Raw genomic sequence first — 18,110 nt, 5'->3', positions numbered from 1 at the left:
GGTCTGGGTTGCGTCAGTTTCTGAGCACGGCGCCCGACGCAAAGGGCAGCTGAATTGACATCCGAGCAAAGACGGCAGTTCCTGCGCAACGCAGCCCTGGCTGCGTCCGTCGCCACCCTCCCCCGCTGGTCCTGGAGCAATCCGCCCGCGCTGCAAAACAACCCCTTTGCCCTTGGCGTCGCCAGTGGTGACCCGGCGCCTGATGGCATGGTGCTCTGGACGCGGCTTTTGCTCGTCGATCCAGCGCAGATGCTGAGCACCCACACCGTGCGGTGGGAGGTGGCGCACGACGCTGGGTTTGCCCAGATCGTGCAAAAGGGCGAGGCCACTGCGCTGCCTGCGCTGGGCCACAGCGTGCATGTGGAGCTGCAAGGCCTGCAACCCGCACGCTGGTACCACTACCGCTTCATGCTGGGCGATGCGGTGAGCGCCACGGGCCGCACGCGCACCGCGCCTGCGGCGGGCGACATGCCCGGGGCGCTGCGGGTGGCGTTTGCCTCGTGCCAGCGCTGGGAGCATGGGCACTACGCGGCGTGGCGCCATCTGGCCGCTGACCAGCCGGACCTGGTGCTGTTCCTGGGCGACTACATCTACGAATACGCCACACCCAAAACCACCACCGATCTGGCCCGCACCCACAGCCTGCGCCATGCCACCACGCTGGCCGACTACCGCGACCGCTACGCCCTGCACAAGAGCGACCCGGCCCTGCAGCTGGCCCACGCCACCTGCCCGTGGGCCGTGACCTGGGACGACCACGAGGTGCAAAACGACTATGCCGCCGAGGCAAGCCGTGGCGAGAGCCCGGGCAGCGCCGCCTTTCTGGCCCAGCGCAGTGCGGCCTGGCAGGCGTTTTACGAGAACATGCCGCTGCGCACGACCAGCCTCCGGGGGCCCGCGTCCGCCGCTGGCTGGGACAAGCTACAGATCTACCGCCGCCTGCGCTGGGGCCGGCTGGCGCACATCCACCTGCTCGACAGCCGCCAGTACCGCAGCTGGCAGGCCTGCCGCGCGCCCGAGGCCAGCAGCGCACCCGCCGTGCGCCCCGCCGACTGCGCAGAGCTGGCCCAGCCACAGCGCAGCCTGCTGGGCAGCACGCAAGAGCGCTGGCTGGACGCGGGCCTGGCCGCCGACACGGCCAGCGCACAGGCCACACGCTGGAGCGTGATCGCACAGCAGACGCTGTTCTCGCGGCGCCACTACCCTTCTGGCACGGTGCCCACCGACGCCTGGGACGGCTACCCCGCCGCACGCCAGCGCCTGCTGCAATCGGTGGCCCGGCACACGCCGCGCAACACGGTGCTGCTGGGCGGAGACATCCACCAGAACTACGTCTGCCGCGTGCATGCCGACGCCGCGCGCGCAGACTCGGCCGTGGTGGCCAGCGAGTTCTGTGGCACGTCCATCAGTTCGCGGTCGGGCACCACGCAGGCCAAGGTGGACGCCATCGTCCGCCACAACCCGCATGTGCTGCTGGCACGCTGCGACCAGCGCGGCTACGGCCTGGCCGACATCACCCCCACGCGCTGGTCCACCACGCTGCGTGTGGTGGACGACCCGCTGCGCGCTGACAGCGGCGCCTCCACGCTCGCCCGGTTTGTGGTGGAAGACGGCCGCGCAGGGCCCCAGGCGGCCTGAGGCGACCTGGGAAGGCGTGACCCGACCCGCCGGGCAGGCGAGCTCCTGGTCGTTGCGCCCAGCCAGGGCCCAGGGATGGCCTGTGAACCGCCGCTGACGGTCGGTAACAACTATCTTTTTGATAGCTTCTCAGGCATATTGCACTAGCGCTACCGCCGCAAAACACCTTCAATCGGTGCACAAACCCCAGGGGCAGCCTCCTGCGCGCCCTCGCAGGCTGCAGCAAGGCCCCTTACCATGGCCGCTTCGCTGCTTGCACCCACAGGAGACCCGCATGACACACACTGCCCTGCCTGCCACGTCGCACCTGCGCCGCCCGTTCAGTCGCAACCTGCTGGCCCCTGCGGCCCTCGCCACCCTGATGGCCCTGACAGGTTGCGCCGGTGCTCCCTCCCAGTTCGCCTACACCGTGCCCGCCCAGCCCGAGGGTTCGTCCGGCTACACCGAAAAACCGGGCTGGGCCACGGAGAAGTTTGCCGTGGCCGCTGCCAACCCGCTGGCCACCGATGCGGGCTACCAGATCCTCAAGGCCGGCGGCTCGGCCGTCGATGCGGCCATAGCCGTGCAGATGGTGCTGACGCTGGTGGAGCCCCAGTCCAGCGGCATCGGCGGCGGCGCCTTCCTGCTGCACAGCAACGGCAAGCTGGTGGAGGCCTACGATGGCCGCGAAACCGCGCCCGCTGCCGCCGATGAAAAGCTCTTCCTGGGTGCCGACGGCAAGCCCGTGCCCTTCTACGACGGTGTGGTGGGCGGCCGCTCGGTGGGTGTGCCCGGCACCGTTCGCATGCTGGAGATGGCGCACAAGCAGCACGGCAAGCTGCCCTGGGCCACGCTGTTCCAGCCCGCCATCACGCTGGCCGAGGGCGGCTTCAAGGTCAGCGCACGGCTCAACACCCTGGTCAAGGCCGACGCCCACCTCAAGAAGGACCCCGTGGCCGCCGCCTACTTCTACAAGGCCGACGGCGACGCGCGCGATGTGGGCGTGAACCTGCGCAACCCCGAGCTGGCCGCTGTGCTGCGCAAGATTGCCGCTGAAGGCAGCAAGGCCCTGCACGAAGGCGAGGTCGCCCAGGCCATCGTGGACAAGGTGCAAAAGCACCCCACCAACCCCGGCAAGCTCAGCCTGGCCGACCTGGCTGGCTACCAACCCAAGAAGCGCGAGGCGCTGTGCCACGACTACCAGGTGGCCAGCAAGGACTACCGCGTGTGCGGCTTTCCACCGCCCAGCTCCGGAGCCATCGCCATCGGGCAGATCCTGGGCATCCTGAAAAACACCGACGCCGCCGCCAAGCCCCTGCAAGACGGCATCCCATCGGCCGACTGGCTGCACCTGTACACCGAAGCCGCTCGCCTGGCCTTTGCCGACCGCGCGCTGTATGTGGCCGACCCCGACTTTGTGCAGCCGCCCGGCGACAGCTGGGACCGCATGCTGGCCCCCGCCTACCTGGCCGAACGCGCCAAGCTCATCGGCACGCAGAGCATGAAGATCGCAGCGCCCGGAAACCCGGCCGTCATCCGCATCAACCACGGAGCCATGCCCGACCAGCCTGAATACGGGACCAGCCACATCAGCATCGTCGATGCGTTTGGCAACGCGGTCGCCATGACGACCACCATCGAAGACCAGTTCGGTGCGCGGCAGATGGTGAAAGGCTTCCTGCTCAACAACGAACTCACCGACTTCAGCTTCGCCCCCACCGACGCGCAAGGCCAGCCCATTGCCAACCGCGTGCAGCCCGGCAAGCGCCCGCGCTCGTCCATGGCGCCCACACTGGTGTTCGACAAGGCCACCGGCGAGCTGCTGATGAGCGGCGGCAGCCCCGGCGGCGCGGCCATCATCCACTACACCGCCAAGACGCTCTACGGCGTGCTCAACTGGGGCCTGATGCCCCAGCAGGCTATCAACCTGCCCAACTTCGGCTCGATGAACGGCCCTACGCTGCTGGAAGAAAAACGCTTCCCACCCGCCACCGTCGAGGCCCTGCGCGCCCGGGGTGCCGAGGTGCGCGAGATGAACATGACCAGCGGCCTGCAAGCCATCACACGCGGACAGGCACATGGCAAGAAGCTGTGGATGGGGGGCGCAGACCCACGGCGTGAGGGTGTGGTGATGGGGGATTGAGGTGGCAGGTGGGTTGATGCCTTGCCATAAACCCACTCACACGCTGGTCAACCAACTGTTGTGCATCCGTGTTGCGACGCTGCGCGATCGCAAGCCGTTTCAATAGTCACGGCTCGGACATCAATCCTCAGGAAATTGATCGCCGCACAGCCCTCCGCGACGCACGCCGACAAGGGGAAATTGCTCATAGGCGGTAGCCAACATATGGCGATGTTCGGCAATTCGGTAGTCAAGTGCTTCAAGACCTAGCTTGACGAGCCACGCTCCGGCCGGAGTGCGGTACGAGCAAGATTTAAATCGCGGATCCAGCTGCGCTGCAGCAAAACCCAAATACTCGCAAGCGCGCGGCGACCAATAGTTCAGCCACCCCAGAATATCGGGATGGCCTTCGGCCAGAGCAACATCCTGGTACTCCAACCTGGGCAAGCTGTGCGAGGGCAATTCAAGGCCGCGAGAGGTCCAGTGCCCCCATTGGACATGGCGAAGCCAAAGAAAGGTGTACCAGGGACTCCACTGTGAGAAGTGCGCCTCCAGCGCGTCGCCAAGCGCAACGATAAGTGCTTCACAGACCTCGTAAGGGCATTGGGGGAAGAGAACACTGACGGAGTAACCGCCGCCACCCAAGCTGAGCAAGCCTTCATCCCGCACGTCATCTCCGCACCCCACATGCGCTTTTCCATTGCTCAAATTAAACCAGCGCGTCCGCGTTTTTAACTTGGCACGCAGGTACTTCGGTCTATCGGTCAGAACAACTTCCTGGCGATTAGCTGAATAGGATGCGGCCAAGTGCAACCGCTCTCCAGGAAAAACAGACTCGAGAACAGAACAAGCCGCTTCAATACGGCGTGGCCAGCTTTCTGGATCAGGCGGAATAGAAAATTGAAGTTGGTTGCTGAGAAGTTGCGACATGGCGGAACGATTTGCGATGGAGGCCTGAAATTCAGTCAATTAACCGCGCTTAACTTCTGGCTGCTTGACAGGATGGCTCTTATGCACGCGGTTATGGCCCCATTTTGCGCAAGTTTTGCTACCTCGCGAAGTTGGCATTTACCGGAGGTTCAACCTCTTTTTCGTTTCTATCGCTGGCGCCAGGAGCAACCCAATCAGCTATCAATGAGCCCTGCCCACCTCGGTAACGCCACTACAAACTCACAACCCCGAAAGGGTTGGCATGCATAGCACGATCGGCCGGAACAGAATTTCACTGCAGTTCATGACCGTGCAAGGAAAATCCCCACCATGAATCTCATCCGATTGATCCCCGCACTATCGCTGACCATGCACCGGCACCTGTGGCGCAGCGTCCAGGGCGCAACCCTCGCCTGCGCACTGGGCGTGGCGCCCGCCCAAGCCCAGGTGCGTGCGACTGCGCCACCACCGGCGCAGTGGACCGCCGCGCAGTCCCCGTCGCCCACACTGGTCCCACTACAACCGCTGCCCGCAGGCGTCGAGCTGGGCATGGGCGCGGATGCCTTGCGTGACGCCGTACCCGGCGCGGCCAGCGTGCCGCGCCCGCAGCGCCTGGCCGGAGGGCTGGCGGGCCTCTGGCGGCTGGAGCCTGTGGTGATCGCCGGGTTGTCGGGTGCGCAAACCTTCTTCTTCAGCGGGCGGGAGCTGCGGCGGGTCGAATTCGTCGCCGATGCCAGTGACCTGGCCGATGGCGGCGCAGCAGCGTTTGGCGCCCTGCTCGCGTTTGGCCGCAGCACCTACGGGCCGGAGACTGCCGCCAACGACCCCAGCGGCAGCTATGCAGCATGGACCCAAGGGGGCCTGGAGGTGTATGCCCAGCGGGTGCCCGCACCGCGCACCACGGTGCGGTGGGTGATCAAGCAGAGCGAGGGCAAGGACGCCAGCGAGCTGTGATGTACGGCGGGGCCATCGCGCGCCCAGCTTTACGCGTCCAACGCGGTGATCTGAATAAAAATGGCCGCTAGTGCTTATGAATAAAGCGCCAATAGCTCCCAATTAAATAGCACCAGCATCAGCTGCAAAGCACCACCAGGCCCCAGTCAGCCCGGTGGACCTGCAACACCGTCATCGGCCAGCGGGCTCAGTGCGGTGTCGATGTTGAAGCGGTTCTTGCCTGCCTGCTTGGCCGCATACATCGCAGCATCGGCCTGGGCGAGCAGCGCATCGGCATCGGTGCCATGGCGCGGGTAGAGCGCCGCGCCCACGCTGGCCGAGATGTGGGCAACAGCGCCCTCCAGCACAAAAGGCTGCTCCATCGCAGACAGCACCTTGCCGGCCACGACCTCGCAGTGGTCTGCCCGCTCGATGGTGGCCAGCACGATGCCGAACTCGTCGCCGCCCAGGCGCGCCACGGTGTCTTCGGCGCGCACGCAGTCTTCCAGCCGCCGAGCCACCTGCTGCAGCAGCAGGTCGCCTGCTGCATGGCCCCACTGGTCGTTGACGGACTTGAACCCGTCCAGGTCCACATAGAGCACAGCAGCGTGCCGCCCGTGGCGCCGGGCCGTTTCGAGCACACGCGCCAGGCGGTCGTGGAACATCACGCGGTTGGACAGGCCCGTGAGCGCGTCGTGCAGCACATCGTGCGACAGGCGCATCTCCAGCTCCTTGCGCGCGCTGATGTCCTGCGTCACCACCACCAGAAAGTCCGGGTGACCCTGGGCGTCCTTGACGAGGCCCAGCGCTTCGTACACCCACAACAGTCCGCCGTCCTTGCGCCGGTAAGCCTTTTCCATCTCGGGGGAGAACACGGGCGAGTGCGCCACCAGGCGCCGCGCCAGAAAGCGGCGCAGGGTTTCACGCTCGCCTTCGTCGCTCAGCGCAAACAGGTCGCGCTGGCGCAGCTCCTCCAGCGAATAGCCCAGCATGCGGCAGAACTTGTCGTTGGCACGCAGGATGCGGCCTTCGGGCGTGATGTGGGCGATGCCGGTGGCCGCCTGGTGGAAGGTGGCGCGGAACAGGCCCTCGCTCGACGCCAGTGCATCGGCCACGGCCCGCTGGCGTGCCAGCACCACAATGAGCAGCGCGCCAAAACACTGCAACGCCACACTGGCCCCCGCCGCCAGGGCGAGGTAGTCAACGCGCCGCTGCATCACCGGCGCCAGCACCTCGTCGGAGGTCGATCCCACCGTCACCATCAACGGGTAGCCCGCCATACTGCGGTAGCTGAGGATGCGCGGCACACCATCCACCGCGCCGTTCTCATCGATCAGTTCGCCTTCAGGGTCTTGCACGCGGAGCTGAAACCAGGGCAGGCCCCGCGCATCGCCGCCAAAGCTGATCTTGCCCCCGGCCTTGCGGCCGCGCACCACGCCGTCCAGCCCTGTCAGCTCCAGCAGCCCCTGTGCGCCCAGGTCGGCCTGGCGGTAAAAGTCGGTGAAGTTCGTCGGGTCCACCGACATCACCACCACACCACCAAAGCGGCCTCCCTCGCTCACGATGCGCAGCGCCATCGGAATGCGCCACTGCCCCGACACACGGCCCAGCACAGGCTCGCTCACAAACAGGTCATCGCGATCGCTGGCACGCAGCGCCTTGAAAAAGGCGCGGTCGCTGTAGTTGACGGCCCCGGTCTCCTGGCTGCTGCTGACGATGTCGCCCTGCTCGTTCACCACGCTGATGATGGTGAACATGGGCTCGCGGATCACGCCCCGCTCCACCCAGTCGCGCAGGTCAATGTCGGTGCCCTGCTGCAGGTACTGCTCGCGCACAAAGGCGGCGACCTGCTCGGCCGCCTTGAGGGTGCGGAACACCTGCTGCTCGAAGGCGATGGCCAGGTTGGCATTGGACTGCATGGCGGAGGCCACGGCCTGCTCGCGCTCGAACGCCACACGCTGCAGCGTGACCAGCCACAAGCCCGCCACGGCAACAATGCAGCCCAGCGCAATCGCCAGGCTCAGCGGCGTGACAAGGCGATAGCGGCGACGCGGGGCCCCGGCCTCAAGACGGTCGTCCGCGTCCGGTGGCCGCGTGGTGTCATCTTTTTGGTGCATGCCCCTCCCAATGTAACGGGGCATGTGCGGCAAGTCGACAACAGGATGGCCACCGGGCGCGGCCCACGCAAATGGAACCCTACGCGAGCCGCGCCAGCACCTTGGGCAGGCTGGCCACCAGCATCGCCACGCCCGACAAGGTCAACATGCCCAGCACGATCTGCCGGAACCGCGCATCGCTGATACCGTGGTACAGCCGCGCTCCCAGCAGCACGGGCACCAGCATGGCGGGCACCACGATGGCCAGCAGCGGCAGTGCTTCGCGGGTGACCAGGCCGGTGGCCAGGTAGGTGATGAAGGTCACCAGCAGCATGGCCAGGTTGAAGTTCTGGATGATGGCACGCTGCACGTCCTTGTCCAGACCGCGCAAGGTACACCACAGGGTGGGCAGCACGCCGGTGAAGCCGCCCAGGCCGCCCATCACGCCGCCCGCCATGCCCACCAGCGCGTCGGCCACGCGCCCGCCGCGCGTGATGCGGGGCAACTGCTTGGCCATCAGCATCGCCGGGCACCACAGCACCAGCAGCGTGCCCAGGATGACCTTGAACGCGTCCATGTCCAGCCGGGGCAATACGGCCACGCCAATGGGGATGCCCACCAGGCCACCCAGCACAAAGGGCAGCAGGCGCACCCGGTCAAACCCCCGGCGTACCGTGGCCGCCGCCACCAGCTGTCCGGTGAGCGCGCCGCACACCGCCAGCAGCGCGGCCAGGCGGGGTTCCAGCGTCCAGGCCCAGAACGACATGGCGACCATGCCAAAACCAAAACCCGACAGCCCCTGCACAAACCCGGCGGCCACTGCGCCCAGGGCCACGATCAACAGCACGGAATCCATGTCTCCCCCTCACTTGGTATGAACGTGCGCGTGAGTGGGCTTCACGCCCCACGGAGCTCCACGCTCCTCACGCATCTGCGCGTTCGGCCGGTGAGCCCATGAAGCGCAAGCCCTGCGCGCCCAGCCGCCATTGTGTGCGCTGGCGGCAGGGGCAACGCTGTGGCGACGGATCGCGGTGCCGGCTCAATACAGCGTGGCCTGCTGGCGCGCAGGCAGTTCGCGGTCGTAGGCGGCGCCGTCAAATGCGCCCTGTGTGATGGACGCCAGGATGGCACCCGGGGTGGGCACGGGGCGCGGGGTGCCGGGCGGCACGGCATGCCACAGACGCGAACGCTGGATGGCGCGAGCGCACTGGAAGTACACCGCCTGCACATCCACCACGATCACACACTTTGGCGGCTGGCCGTTGACCACAAAACGCGCCAGCAGGTCGGGCGCGACGCTGATGCGCGCGTTGCCGTTGACGCGCAGCGTCTCGCCCACGCCGGGGATGAGGAACAGCAGCGCCACGCGCGGGTCGGCCACGATGTTGCGCAAGCTGTCGGCGCGGTTGTTGCCACGGCGCTCGGGCAGCAGCAAGGTCTTGTCATCCAGCAGTTGCACAAAACCGGCCGGGTCACCGCGCGGCGAGGCATCCAGCCCGCCGGGGCCGGTGGTGGCCAGCACGGCAAAGGGCGACGCCGCGATCATGGCGCGGTAGGCGGGGTGCACATACGGCAGCTCTTTGTGGACGGAGGCATCGCTCAGCGTGCCCAGCAGGGCCTCCAGGCGTGGCAGGGTGTCGATGGCGTGCTCGTCGCGGGCGGGTGTCATGGGGGCGGCTTCCTTCGGGTGGGTGGGCAAGGGAGTGGCCATGGTGCAGCAGGCCTGCCGCGCTGACAAACGACTTTGCAGCCAGTCATGCGTGCAAAAAATGCACGCATGGGTTTGACGAAGGACTGCCTGCGATGGCTTCGCCACAGGACCGCGCCAGCAGCAAAAAAGAAGCGGCGCGCACCCAGCCCATCGGCCAGACGCGCGCCGCCCCATCGTTCAGCGCGCCGGGCGCAGCTTGACGCCGGGGAAGTCCACCGGCACGGCCAGCGCCACGTTCACGTAGTTGGTGAACAGGTTGAGCGCCACATGGGCCACGATCTCTACGATCTGCTCGTCGTTCACGCCCTGGTCGCGCAGGGCCTGCACATCGGCCGCATCGACCTGGCCGCGTTCGTTGACCAGTTGCAGCACAAAGCGCAGCACGGCGGCCGTGCGCGGGTCGGCCGATTCGCCCGCCTGCGCGGCGGCCAGGGCCTCGCCACTCACGCCCGCCTTGCGGCCCAGTGCGGTGTGGGCGGCCAGGCAGTAGTCGCAGGCATTGCGGTTGGCCACGGCCACGGCGATCTGCTCGCCCAAAGCTGCGCCGATCACGCCGCCTCCCAAGGCGCCAAACGCACCCCACATGCTTTGCAGCGCAGCGGGCGAGTTAGCCACGGCGCGGAACATGTTGGGCGTGGCGCCAAAGGCTCCGTAGACCTGGTCGAGCACGGCGCGCACAGTGCCGGTAGCGGCGGTGCGGTCGACGAGGGGGACGCGGGCGACGGAAGAAGAAGTAGCGGACATGGTGTGTTCCTTGAAGGTCATGAAGGGTTGGTGAGAACTTGTGCCTGTTCTCGGCACCCCTGGAGTGTCCGGCGCCAGCGTGTACCATCTGGCACATAAAATCCACAATTCATACCTAATCATCCAAAACCATGCCGCCAAGCGTTCCTACACCCGCGCAGGCCTCCACCCCGCTCGACCGGTTGTCGCCGCTGCTGGAGCGGTTTCGGGTGCGGGCGCACCTGTTCCACAACGGGCCGCTGTGTGGCGTGACGCACTTTGCGGCGGCGCCGGGCCGGGGCTTTTTGCATGTGCTGCGCCAGGGCGAGATGGTGGTCACGCACCAGCCCCAGGCCGGCCCGCCCGAGCGGCTTCAGGTGTGCGAGCCCAGCCTGCTGTTCTATGCCCGACCGCTGGAGCACTTCTTTCACAACGCGCCCACCGAGGGCTCGGACTTCACCTGCGCCGCGCTGGACTTTGACGGCGGCACCAGCCACCCGCTGGCCCGCGCCCTGCCCCCGCTGGTGGTGCTGCCGCTGGGCGCGGTGGACGGGCTGCAGCAGTCGCTGGACCTGCTGTTTGCCGAAACCGACCGCCTGCGCTGCGGCCACCGCGTGCTGGCCGACCGCCTGTTTGAAGTGGTGCTCCTGCAGTTGCTGCGCTGGCTGCTGGACCACCCCGAGCAGGCGCACATGCCGCCCGGCCTGCTCACGGGTCTCGCCGACCCTGCCCTGGCCCGCGCCCTCACCGCCTTGCACGATGCGCCGGGCCAACCATGGAGCCTGGCGCAGATGGCTGCGCAGGCAGGCATGTCGCGCAGTGCGTTTGCGGCCCGCTTCAAGGCCGTGGTGGGCGACACCCCCGCCGACTACCTGGCGCACTGGCGGCTGACGCTGGCGCAGGCCCATCTGCGCGGCGGACGTTCGTTGAAGTCGATTGCCAACGAGCTGGGTTACGCCAACCCCTCGGCGCTGTCGCGCGTGTTTGCGCAAAAGCTGGGGGTGTCAGCGCGGGACTGGCGGGAGGCGGTGAACGAAGGGCGTTGACACCCAGCCCAGGCAGCGCCGCAGGGGCACCCAGGAGCCCCCGGCCCTGGTTTTCAAGCCAAAAGCGGCGGATGCGCTAGTGGAATATGCGCAAGCAGCTATTAATTAAATAGCAAATAGCCACCCACCGCGCGCGCCCCCCCACGAGGCGCGTCACGCCTTCTCAAACGTTGATGGCCGCTGCCGACCCGGCCTGCTTGCGCAGCTCAAACTTCTGGATCTTGCCGGTGCTGGTCTTGGGCAGCTCGCCAAACACCACGGCGCGTGGCACCTTGAAGCCGGCCAGGTGCTTCTTGCAGTGCGCCACGATGTCTTCCGGCGTGGTCTGCGCACCGGCCTTCAGCTCGACAAACGCGCAGGGGGTCTCGCCCCACTTGGGGTCGGGCTTGGCCACCACGGCAGCGGCCAGCACGTCGGGGTGGCGGTAGAGCACGTCTTCGACCTCGATGGACGAGATGTTCTCGCCACCCGAGATGATGATGTCCTTGCTGCGGTCCTTGATCTTGATGTAGCCGTCGGGGTACTGCACGGCCAGGTCGCCGCTGTGGAACCAGCCGCCCGCAAAGGCCTCGTCGGTGGCCTTGGGGTTCTTGAGGTAGCCCTTCATGGCGATGTTGCCCTTGAACATGATCTCGCCCATGGTTTCGCCGTCCTGCGGCACGGGCAGCATGGTCTCGGGGTCGAGCACGCGCACGTCGCGCTCCAGGTGATAGCGCACGCCCTGGCGGGCGTTGAGGCGGGCGCGCTCGCCGATGTCCAGGGCATCCCAGGCCTCGTGTTTGGCGCACACGGTGGCCGGGCCGTACACCTCGGTCAGGCCGTACACATGGGTCAGATCAAACCCCATTTTTTCCATGCCTTCGATCATCGACGCCGGGGGCGCCGCGCCTGCCACCATGGCCTTGACGCCGGATGGCACGCCCGCCTTCATCGCCTCGGGCGCGTTGACCAGCAGCCCGTGCACGATGGGCGCGCCGCAGTAGTGCGTGACGCCGTGCATGCGAATAGCGTCGAAGATGGCCTGCGCGTCCACGCGGCGCAGGCACACGTTGACACCCGCACGCGCCGCAATGGTCCACGGAAAGCACCAGCCGTTGCAGTGGAACATGGGCAAGGTCCACAGGTACACCGCATGCTTGGGCATGTCCCACTCCAGCACGTTGCTGATGGCGTTGGTGGCGGCGCCCCGGTGGTGGTAGACCACGCCCTTGGGGTTGCCAGTGGTGCCGCTGGTGTAGTTGAGCGCAATCGCATCCCACTCGTCGGCAGGCAGGCTCCAGGCAAAGGTGGCGTCGCCACTGGCCACAAAGGCCTCGTACTCGATGCCTCCCAGGTTGTGCACGGCGGGGCCGTAGAGCGCGTCCTGCACCTCGATCACGCGGATGGGCGTGGTGCCCGTGCGCAGGGCCAGCGCCTTGGCCATGGTGCCGGTGAATTCCGGGTCCACGATCACGGCCTTGGCCTCGCCGTGGTCGAGCATGAAGGCGATGGCTTCCGGGTCCAGCCGGGTGTTGAGGGTGTTGAGCACCGCGCCCGCCATGGGCACGCCGAAGTGCGCCTCCACCATCTGCGGCGTGTTGGGCAGCATCACGGCCACGGTGTCGTTCTTGCCGATGCCGGCCTGGGTCAGCGCGCTGGCCAGCTGGCGGCAGCGCGCGTAGGTCTGGGCCCAGGTCTGGCGCAGCGCCCCGTGCACGATGGCCAGGCGGTCGGGGTAGACCTCGGCCGTGCGTTCGATGAACGACAGGGGCGACAGGGCGGCAAAGTTGGCTTCGTTGCGGGGCAGGTGCTGGTCAAAGATGGAGGTCATGGGTCGGTGCAAGAAGGTGAACTACACACAGCCTAGCGCCGCAGGCTGACACGAAAGCAACACGGGCCAGCGCAAGCGCGGTGTGGACTGCGGTGCGCAGCCTCACAACCTTCGCTTGTGGCTCTGCTTGATGCGGTACATGGCCGCGTCGGCGCTGGCCATGAGTGTGCGCGCATCCTGCGCGTCGCGGGGGAACAGGCTCAGGCCAATGCTGGCGCGCACGGCCAGGGGCTCGCCATCGATGTCCAGCGGTGGCTCGAACGCGTGCTGCAGCTTGGTCACGATCTGCAGCGCAGCCTCTTCGGAATCCACGTTTTCGCACAGCACCGTGAACTCGTCCCCGGCGAGCCGGGCCACGGTGTCCACCTGCCGCACGGCGCCGACGATGGTGCGTGCCACCGCCTGCAGCACCAGGTCGCCCACGGCATGCCCGCGCGTGTCATTGATGGCTTTGAACTCATCCAGGTCCACGAACAACAGTGCACAGCTGCGGCCGCTGCGGCGCGACAGCTCCAGCACCTGGGCCAGGCGCTGCTCGAACATGCGGCGGTTGGGCAGGCCGGTGAGTGCGTCGTGGTGCGCCAGGTGGGCCATGGCGTCACGGCTCAGGTTCAGCTCGGCCAGCTGGCGGCTGATCTGCTGCTCCATATCCTGGAAGCTGCGGGCCAGCTCGCCCACCTCGTCGCCCCGGTGCACCGGCAGCGCGCCGTGGGCCTCCCCGCGTGAAAACGCCTGCGCCGCCTTCACCATGGCCTGCAGCGGCTGGGTCACCAGGCGCGATACCCCAGCCGCCAGGGCCACACCCACCACGCTGAGCACCAGCAGGATCTTGAGGATGCTGCGCCCCAGGTCCAGCACCTCGCCCTGCACCACGGCCAGCGGCTGCGAGAGCCCCACGACCATGAAACGCCCCTCGTCCGCGTTGCCAAAGGGCATGCGCACAAAGGCAAAAACACGCGCCTCCTCGTCGTCGGTGCCGGACTGGCTGAGTACCGCCTCTTCGGCACGGCCATCGACCAGCGCGGCCACCTGCGGGAACGACTCCTGGATCAGGATGCGCTGGCCCCGGTCAAAGCCAAAGGTCTGCGCGGCGTCCGGGTGCACCAGAAAGTCACCCCAGCGGTTGCTCAGATAAAACCCGTAAGGGGTCGGCAGCGCCGCATTGAAGTTGTGCAGGAACGGCGCGGCCGCCACCCGCACCACCACTACGCCCCGCAGCTGGCCCCCCTGCACCACGGGCGATGCCATGTTGAACACGGGCACGGCCGCCTCCTGCGCGGCGTCTTCGTGGTTGATGCCGAACTCGGACACATACACCTCCCCATCGGGCAGGCTGAGGGCCTCGAACACAAACGGAAAGTGCGACTTCTCCTGTAGCTGGTCATCGGGCACGCGCACCAGCTTGTCGCCCTGGCGGTCGATGCGCACCAGCTCCAGCCCGTAGTCGCTGGCGCTGATGAAGCGGATCTGCAGATAGGCGGGATGGGCCTGCAGGTTGGCCTTGAACAGGTCGGCCAGCCGTCCCTGGTCTTGTTCGACGGCAGCGGCGTCGGCCAGAAAGGCCGTGTCGCGCGCCACCGTGCCAAAGCCCGCCTGCATGTGGCGCGCCAGCACCTGCGTGGTGGCCAGCAGCGAGCGCTCGGCCCGCCCCTGCAGGCGTTCGCGGCTCGAGTCAAAGGTGTAGTAGCCCGCCAGAATGGCCGCGAACACACTGAACGAGGCCAGCAGGGCCCCCAGCCTCAGCGCGATGCTCCATTTCACGCGTGCCATCGGTCAGAACCGGTTGGGTCGGTCGCCCGACACGATGCGTTGCCAGAGGCGGGCGCGCAGGGCTTCGTCTTCCACCGGCTCCAGCCACACGATGGGGCCCATGGTCCCCCCGGGCACATCGCCCGCCAGCGCTGGTGGCTCGTCCAGGGTGTTGGCCAGCCCTTGGCGCCGCGTGAACTCGCGGCTCACGGCCGGGTCGAGCATGTAGTTGATCCACTCAGCAGCCAGCGCGACCTGGGTGGAGCGGCGGGTGATGGCCCAGCAATCCAGCCAGGCGAGCGCGCCCTCCTTGGGCACCACGTAGCCCACATCCAGCCCCGCATCGCGCAGCTGCTTGAGCTGCTGCTGGCCGTAGTTGGCGTGCATTACCGCCACCTTGTGCTTGCGAAACAGCTCCACCGACTCCTCGGGCAGGCTGTAGAACGACCGCACATTGCGCCGCAGGGCCACCAGGTCCTTGGCCAGCGGGCTGAAACGGGCGGCGTCGATGCGAAACGGCGGCAGGCCCCGGCGCATGGCGGCCAGCGAAAACCCGTGGCTGCTGCCGTCAAACGCCAGCACCTTGCCCTGCCAGCGCGGGTCCCACAGCACGGCGATCGACTGCGGTGGCGTGCTGAACTGCTGGCGGTCGTACACCAGCCCCATCTCGGAGTAGGTGAAGGGCATGGCATAGACCTCGCCCCGCCAGCCAATGCCCGAGATGGTGTGCAGCTGGCGAAACCGGGGCAGCTGCCCTGCGGTGTTGCGGATGTTGCCGAGCGGCAACGGCGCGAGCTTGTCATGGAGGATCAGCCGCGCAATTTCCGCCGTGTTGGCAGCCACCAGGTCAAAACCCGGCCCGTCGGTGCTGTCCATCTTGGCGCGCAAGACGTCGTCCGATGCCACGATGGTGATCTCCACCTTGACCCCATGGCGCTTCTCGAACACCGCGACAAAGTCCGGGTCGGCATAACCCGGCCAGGCCAGCACCCTAAGGACCGTCGCGGCGTGCGAGGCCCCCGGCAGCCATGCGAGCCCCGCCAGCGCGAACAGCAGCACGGGCAGGCTGGCGCGCCACCCGTGCAGCGCCCTACCCGCCAACGCCCGCCCACATGCCGCGAACCCCATGCCAAAAGCCTTTCCAGCAATAACTGGTTACAAAGAGTTTACGCGGACAATAGGGCGCGTGACGATCCCTCAGTCTTTCATTCAGGAACTGCTCACCCGTGTGGACGTGGTGGACATCGTGGGGCGCTACGTCCAGCTGAAAAAAGGTGGCGCCAATTTCATGGGGCTGTGCCCCTTTCACGGAGAGAAGTCGCCCTCTTTCAGCGTCAGCCCCGCCAAGCAGTTCTATCACTGCTTTGGCTGCGGCAAGAACGGCAATGCCATCAGCTTTCTGATGGACCACGCGGGCATGGGGTTTGTCGAGGCCGTCCAGGACCTGGCCCAGAGCGTGGGCCTGCAGGTGCCCGATGACGACATCTCCCCGCAGGAAAAGGAACGCGCCGCCGCCGCGCGACAGAAACAAGCCACGCTGAACGAGGTGCTGGAGAAAGCCGCCGACGCCTACCGCCGCCACCTGCGTGACTCGCAGCGCGCCATTGGGTATTTCAAGGGCCGGGGTGTCTCGGGCGCGGTGGCCAAGCGCTACGGACTGGGCTACGCGCCCGAAGGCTGGCGCAGCCTGGCCAGCGTGTTCCCAAGCTACGACGACCCGCTGCTGGAGGAAAGCGGCCTGGTCATCGTCAACGACGAAGACGGTGGCAAGCGCTATGACCGGTTTCGCGACCGGGTGATGTTCCCCATCCGCAACGTCAAGGGCGAGTACATCGGCTTTGGTGGCCGGGTGCTGGGGGACGACAAGCCCAAGTACCTCAACTCCCCCGAAACCCCGGTGTTCCATAAGGGGCGCGAGCTGTACGGGCTGTTCGAGGCCCGCACGCCCATCCGGGAGGCGGGCTACGCGCTGGTCACCGAGGGCTATATGGACGTGGTGGCCCTGGCGCAGCTGGGTTTTCCGAACGCGGTGGCCACACTGGGCACGGCGTGCACGCCAGAGCATGTGCAAAAGCTGCTGCGGTTTACCGACGCGGTGGTGTTCAGCTTTGACGGCGACAACGCCGGGCGGCGCGCCGCGCGCAAGGCCCTGGACGGCGCCCTGCCCCACGCTACCGATACACGCAGCATCAAGTTTCTGTTCCTGCCCGCAGAGCACGACCCGGACAGCTTCATCCGCGACCATGGCACCGACGCCTTTGCGCGCCACGTGAGCGACGCCATGCCGCTGAGCCGCTTCCTGGTCGAATCGGCCAGCGAGGGCTGCGACCTGGCCACCGCCGAAGGCCGCGCCCACATGGCCAGCAATGCACGCCCGCTGTGGACGGCGCTGCCCGACGGCGTGCTCAAGCGCCAGCTGCTGGGCGAGCTGGCAGAGCTGACCCAGCTCAATGCCCGCGACCTGTCCGACCTGTGGGGCCAGGCCGCCGCCCGCGACGGCCTGCGCGCTGCACACCATGCCCCCCCGCAGCGCCACCCGCCCCGTACCGCCCCTGATGACGCCCCCAGTTGGGATGCCCCGCCCGACACCGATGGCTGGCACCCCCCCAGCGAGTCGACAGGCACGGCCTACGACCCGGGGTACGGCAGTTACGGCAACCAGGGAGGCTACGGAGGCCAAAATGGCTATGGCAGCGGCGGCAAGCCCCCGTTCCGCAAGGGAGGCGACTGGAAAAGCGGCGGAGGCTGGAAAAAGCGCGACAAGGACGCTCCCTGGCCGCCCCAGCCCCGCTTGCCCCGCACGCCGGCCATGGGCCGGGCGGACCACGCGGCGCGGCTGCTGCTGTCGCACATGGCGTTTCTGGAAGAGCTGACGCACGACGACCACACCACACTGGCGGCCCAGCCTGCGCCCCATGGGCCACTGTTTGCGTGGCTGGAGGCGCAGTTCCACGAACATGGCCCCCTGGCCTGGGCCGTGCTGCGCGAAAGCCTGCGCGATCACGAGTGCGAAGAGCTGGCCGTCAAGGTGATGACCGGCTCGCATGCGCAGACCGAGGGCGAACTGCACGAATTGCGGCTGGAGCTGCGCGACCTGCTCACCCGCATGCAGATCGAAGACATCAAGGAGCAGCAAAAAGTGCTGGTGCTGCAGGTGGCACAAGACCCCTCTGCCCTGGAGCGTTACCGGGCGCTGGCCGAAAAGCGCAAGGAACTGGAGCAAATAGCGCCAAAAACCACTTGAATAGGGTCTGGGCGGTATAATATAAGGTTAGTTATTGGCAAGAGCGACAGCAGCACCTCCGAGCCGGGCCACCGTGACAAACGCGCACCTATGCGCTGATGGGCCCACTTATCGCAAGGACTGCACACC

The 18,110-nt window shown here is 67.1% G+C and carries 13 protein-coding genes; 5 read left to right on the top strand and 8 right to left on the bottom strand.

The genetic code is table 11. From position 1 onward, the window contains the following. Positions 1-54: 54 nt before the first annotated feature. Positions 55-1,638: an alkaline phosphatase gene (locus CLU87_RS05790; RefSeq protein WP_099729831.1), complete on the top strand. Its 1,584-nt coding sequence runs from the start codon at positions 55-57 to the stop codon at positions 1,636-1,638. Positions 1,639-1,912: 274 nt separating this feature from the next. Beyond that, complete coding sequence (locus tag CLU87_RS05785) at positions 1,913-3,760, top strand: gamma-glutamyltransferase family protein (protein WP_099729830.1); 1,848 nt, start codon at positions 1,913-1,915, stop codon at positions 3,758-3,760. 120 nt (positions 3,761-3,880) lie between these two features. On the opposite strand, the gene CLU87_RS05780 is transcribed toward CLU87_RS05785, so the two are convergent. After that, the gene (locus CLU87_RS05780; RefSeq protein ID WP_143227255.1) at positions 3,881-4,669 is read right to left on the bottom strand and encodes a DUF5953 family protein; all 789 of its coding nucleotides are present in this window, start codon (positions 4,667-4,669) and stop codon (positions 3,881-3,883) included. A gap of 330 nt (positions 4,670-4,999) precedes the next feature. Here CLU87_RS05780 and CLU87_RS23450 point away from each other — a divergent pair, with 330 nt between their 5' ends. Then, positions 5,000-5,623, top strand: coding sequence for a hypothetical protein (locus CLU87_RS23450; protein WP_233193719.1), 624 nt, complete (start codon positions 5,000-5,002; stop codon positions 5,621-5,623). A gap of 146 nt (positions 5,624-5,769) precedes the next feature. Here the strand turns inward: CLU87_RS23450 and CLU87_RS05770 are convergent, their stop codons facing one another. The 4 genes from CLU87_RS05770 to CLU87_RS05755 all read right to left on the bottom strand — a co-directional run bounded on the left by CLU87_RS05770 (position 5,770) and on the right by CLU87_RS05755 (position 10,153). Next, positions 5,770-7,719, bottom strand: coding sequence for a diguanylate cyclase domain-containing protein (locus CLU87_RS05770; protein ID WP_099729828.1), 1,950 nt, complete (start codon positions 7,717-7,719; stop codon positions 5,770-5,772). Between the two features lie 79 nt (positions 7,720-7,798). Then, positions 7,799-8,554 carry a sulfite exporter TauE/SafE family protein gene (locus CLU87_RS05765; protein ID WP_056743307.1) on the bottom strand — a complete coding sequence of 252 codons (756 nt, stop codon included), beginning with the start codon at positions 8,552-8,554 and terminating at the stop codon, positions 7,799-7,801. Between the two features lie 183 nt (positions 8,555-8,737). Next, positions 8,738-9,367 carry a pyridoxamine 5'-phosphate oxidase family protein gene (locus tag CLU87_RS05760; RefSeq protein WP_099729827.1) on the bottom strand — a complete coding sequence of 210 codons (630 nt, stop codon included), beginning with the start codon at positions 9,365-9,367 and terminating at the stop codon, positions 8,738-8,740. 219 nt (positions 9,368-9,586) lie between these two features. After that, entirely contained in the window at positions 9,587-10,153 is a 567-nt protein-coding gene (locus CLU87_RS05755; RefSeq protein WP_099732058.1) for a carboxymuconolactone decarboxylase family protein, read from the bottom strand. Between the two features lie 131 nt (positions 10,154-10,284). Here CLU87_RS05755 and CLU87_RS05750 point away from each other — a divergent pair, with 131 nt between their 5' ends. Continuing rightward, a complete protein-coding gene (locus CLU87_RS05750; protein WP_099729826.1) occupies positions 10,285-11,178 on the top strand; it encodes an AraC family transcriptional regulator in 894 nt (297 codons plus the stop codon). Between the two features lie 163 nt (positions 11,179-11,341). Here the strand turns inward: CLU87_RS05750 and CLU87_RS05745 are convergent, their stop codons facing one another. From CLU87_RS05745 to CLU87_RS05735, 3 genes are all read right to left on the bottom strand, one after another. Further along, entirely contained in the window at positions 11,342-12,988 is a 1,647-nt protein-coding gene (locus CLU87_RS05745; RefSeq protein WP_099729825.1) for an acyl-CoA synthetase, read from the bottom strand. 102 nt (positions 12,989-13,090) lie between these two features. Next, complete coding sequence (locus tag CLU87_RS05740) at positions 13,091-14,758, bottom strand: GGDEF domain-containing protein (RefSeq protein ID WP_233193718.1); 1,668 nt, start codon at positions 14,756-14,758, stop codon at positions 13,091-13,093. Positions 14,759-14,761: 3 nt separating this feature from the next. Further along, positions 14,762-15,865 carry a PotD/PotF family extracellular solute-binding protein gene (locus CLU87_RS05735; protein ID WP_369804291.1) on the bottom strand — a complete coding sequence of 368 codons (1,104 nt, stop codon included), beginning with the start codon at positions 15,863-15,865 and terminating at the stop codon, positions 14,762-14,764. A 58-nt stretch (positions 15,866-15,923) separates the two neighbouring features. Here CLU87_RS05735 and dnaG point away from each other — a divergent pair, with 58 nt between their 5' ends. Further along, positions 15,924-17,981 (top strand): DNA primase, encoded by a 2,058-nt coding sequence (gene dnaG / locus CLU87_RS05730; RefSeq protein WP_099729824.1) that lies wholly within the window; start codon positions 15,924-15,926, stop codon positions 17,979-17,981. The last annotated feature ends 129 nt before the right edge of the window (positions 17,982-18,110 follow it).

It is taken from the genome of Acidovorax sp. 59 (assembly GCF_002754175.1).
GTDB lineage: Bacteria > Pseudomonadota > Gammaproteobacteria > Burkholderiales > Burkholderiaceae_C > Acidovorax > Acidovorax delafieldii.
This window is presented reverse-complemented; position numbering and strand designations above follow the sequence as displayed.

What these genes read in the sequence shown, in the direction of transcription:
- CLU87_RS05785 (WP_099729830.1), top strand. Translation starts at nt 1,913, where the DNA reads ATGACACACACTGCCCTGCCTGCCACGTCGCACCTGCGCCGCCCGTTC.
- CLU87_RS05780 (WP_143227255.1), bottom strand. Translation starts at nt 4,669, where the DNA reads ATGTCGCAACTTCTCAGCAACCAACTTCAATTTTCTATTCCGCCTGAT.
- CLU87_RS23450 (WP_233193719.1), top strand. Translation starts at nt 5,000, where the DNA reads ATGAATCTCATCCGATTGATCCCCGCACTATCGCTGACCATGCACCGG.
- CLU87_RS05770 (WP_099729828.1), bottom strand. Translation starts at nt 7,719, where the DNA reads ATGCACCAAAAAGATGACACCACGCGGCCACCGGACGCGGACGACCGT.
- CLU87_RS05765 (WP_056743307.1), bottom strand. Translation starts at nt 8,554, where the DNA reads ATGGATTCCGTGCTGTTGATCGTGGCCCTGGGCGCAGTGGCCGCCGGG.
- CLU87_RS05760 (WP_099729827.1), bottom strand. Translation starts at nt 9,367, where the DNA reads ATGACACCCGCCCGCGACGAGCACGCCATCGACACCCTGCCACGCCTG.
- CLU87_RS05755 (WP_099732058.1), bottom strand. Translation starts at nt 10,153, where the DNA reads ATGTCCGCTACTTCTTCTTCCGTCGCCCGCGTCCCCCTCGTCGACCGC.
- CLU87_RS05750 (WP_099729826.1), top strand. Translation starts at nt 10,285, where the DNA reads ATGCCGCCAAGCGTTCCTACACCCGCGCAGGCCTCCACCCCGCTCGAC.
- CLU87_RS05745 (WP_099729825.1), bottom strand. Translation starts at nt 12,988, where the DNA reads ATGACCTCCATCTTTGACCAGCACCTGCCCCGCAACGAAGCCAACTTT.
- CLU87_RS05740 (WP_233193718.1), bottom strand. Translation starts at nt 14,758, where the DNA reads ATGGCACGCGTGAAATGGAGCATCGCGCTGAGGCTGGGGGCCCTGCTG.
- CLU87_RS05735 (WP_369804291.1), bottom strand. Translation starts at nt 15,865, where the DNA reads ATGGGGTTCGCGGCATGTGGGCGGGCGTTGGCGGGTAGGGCGCTGCAC.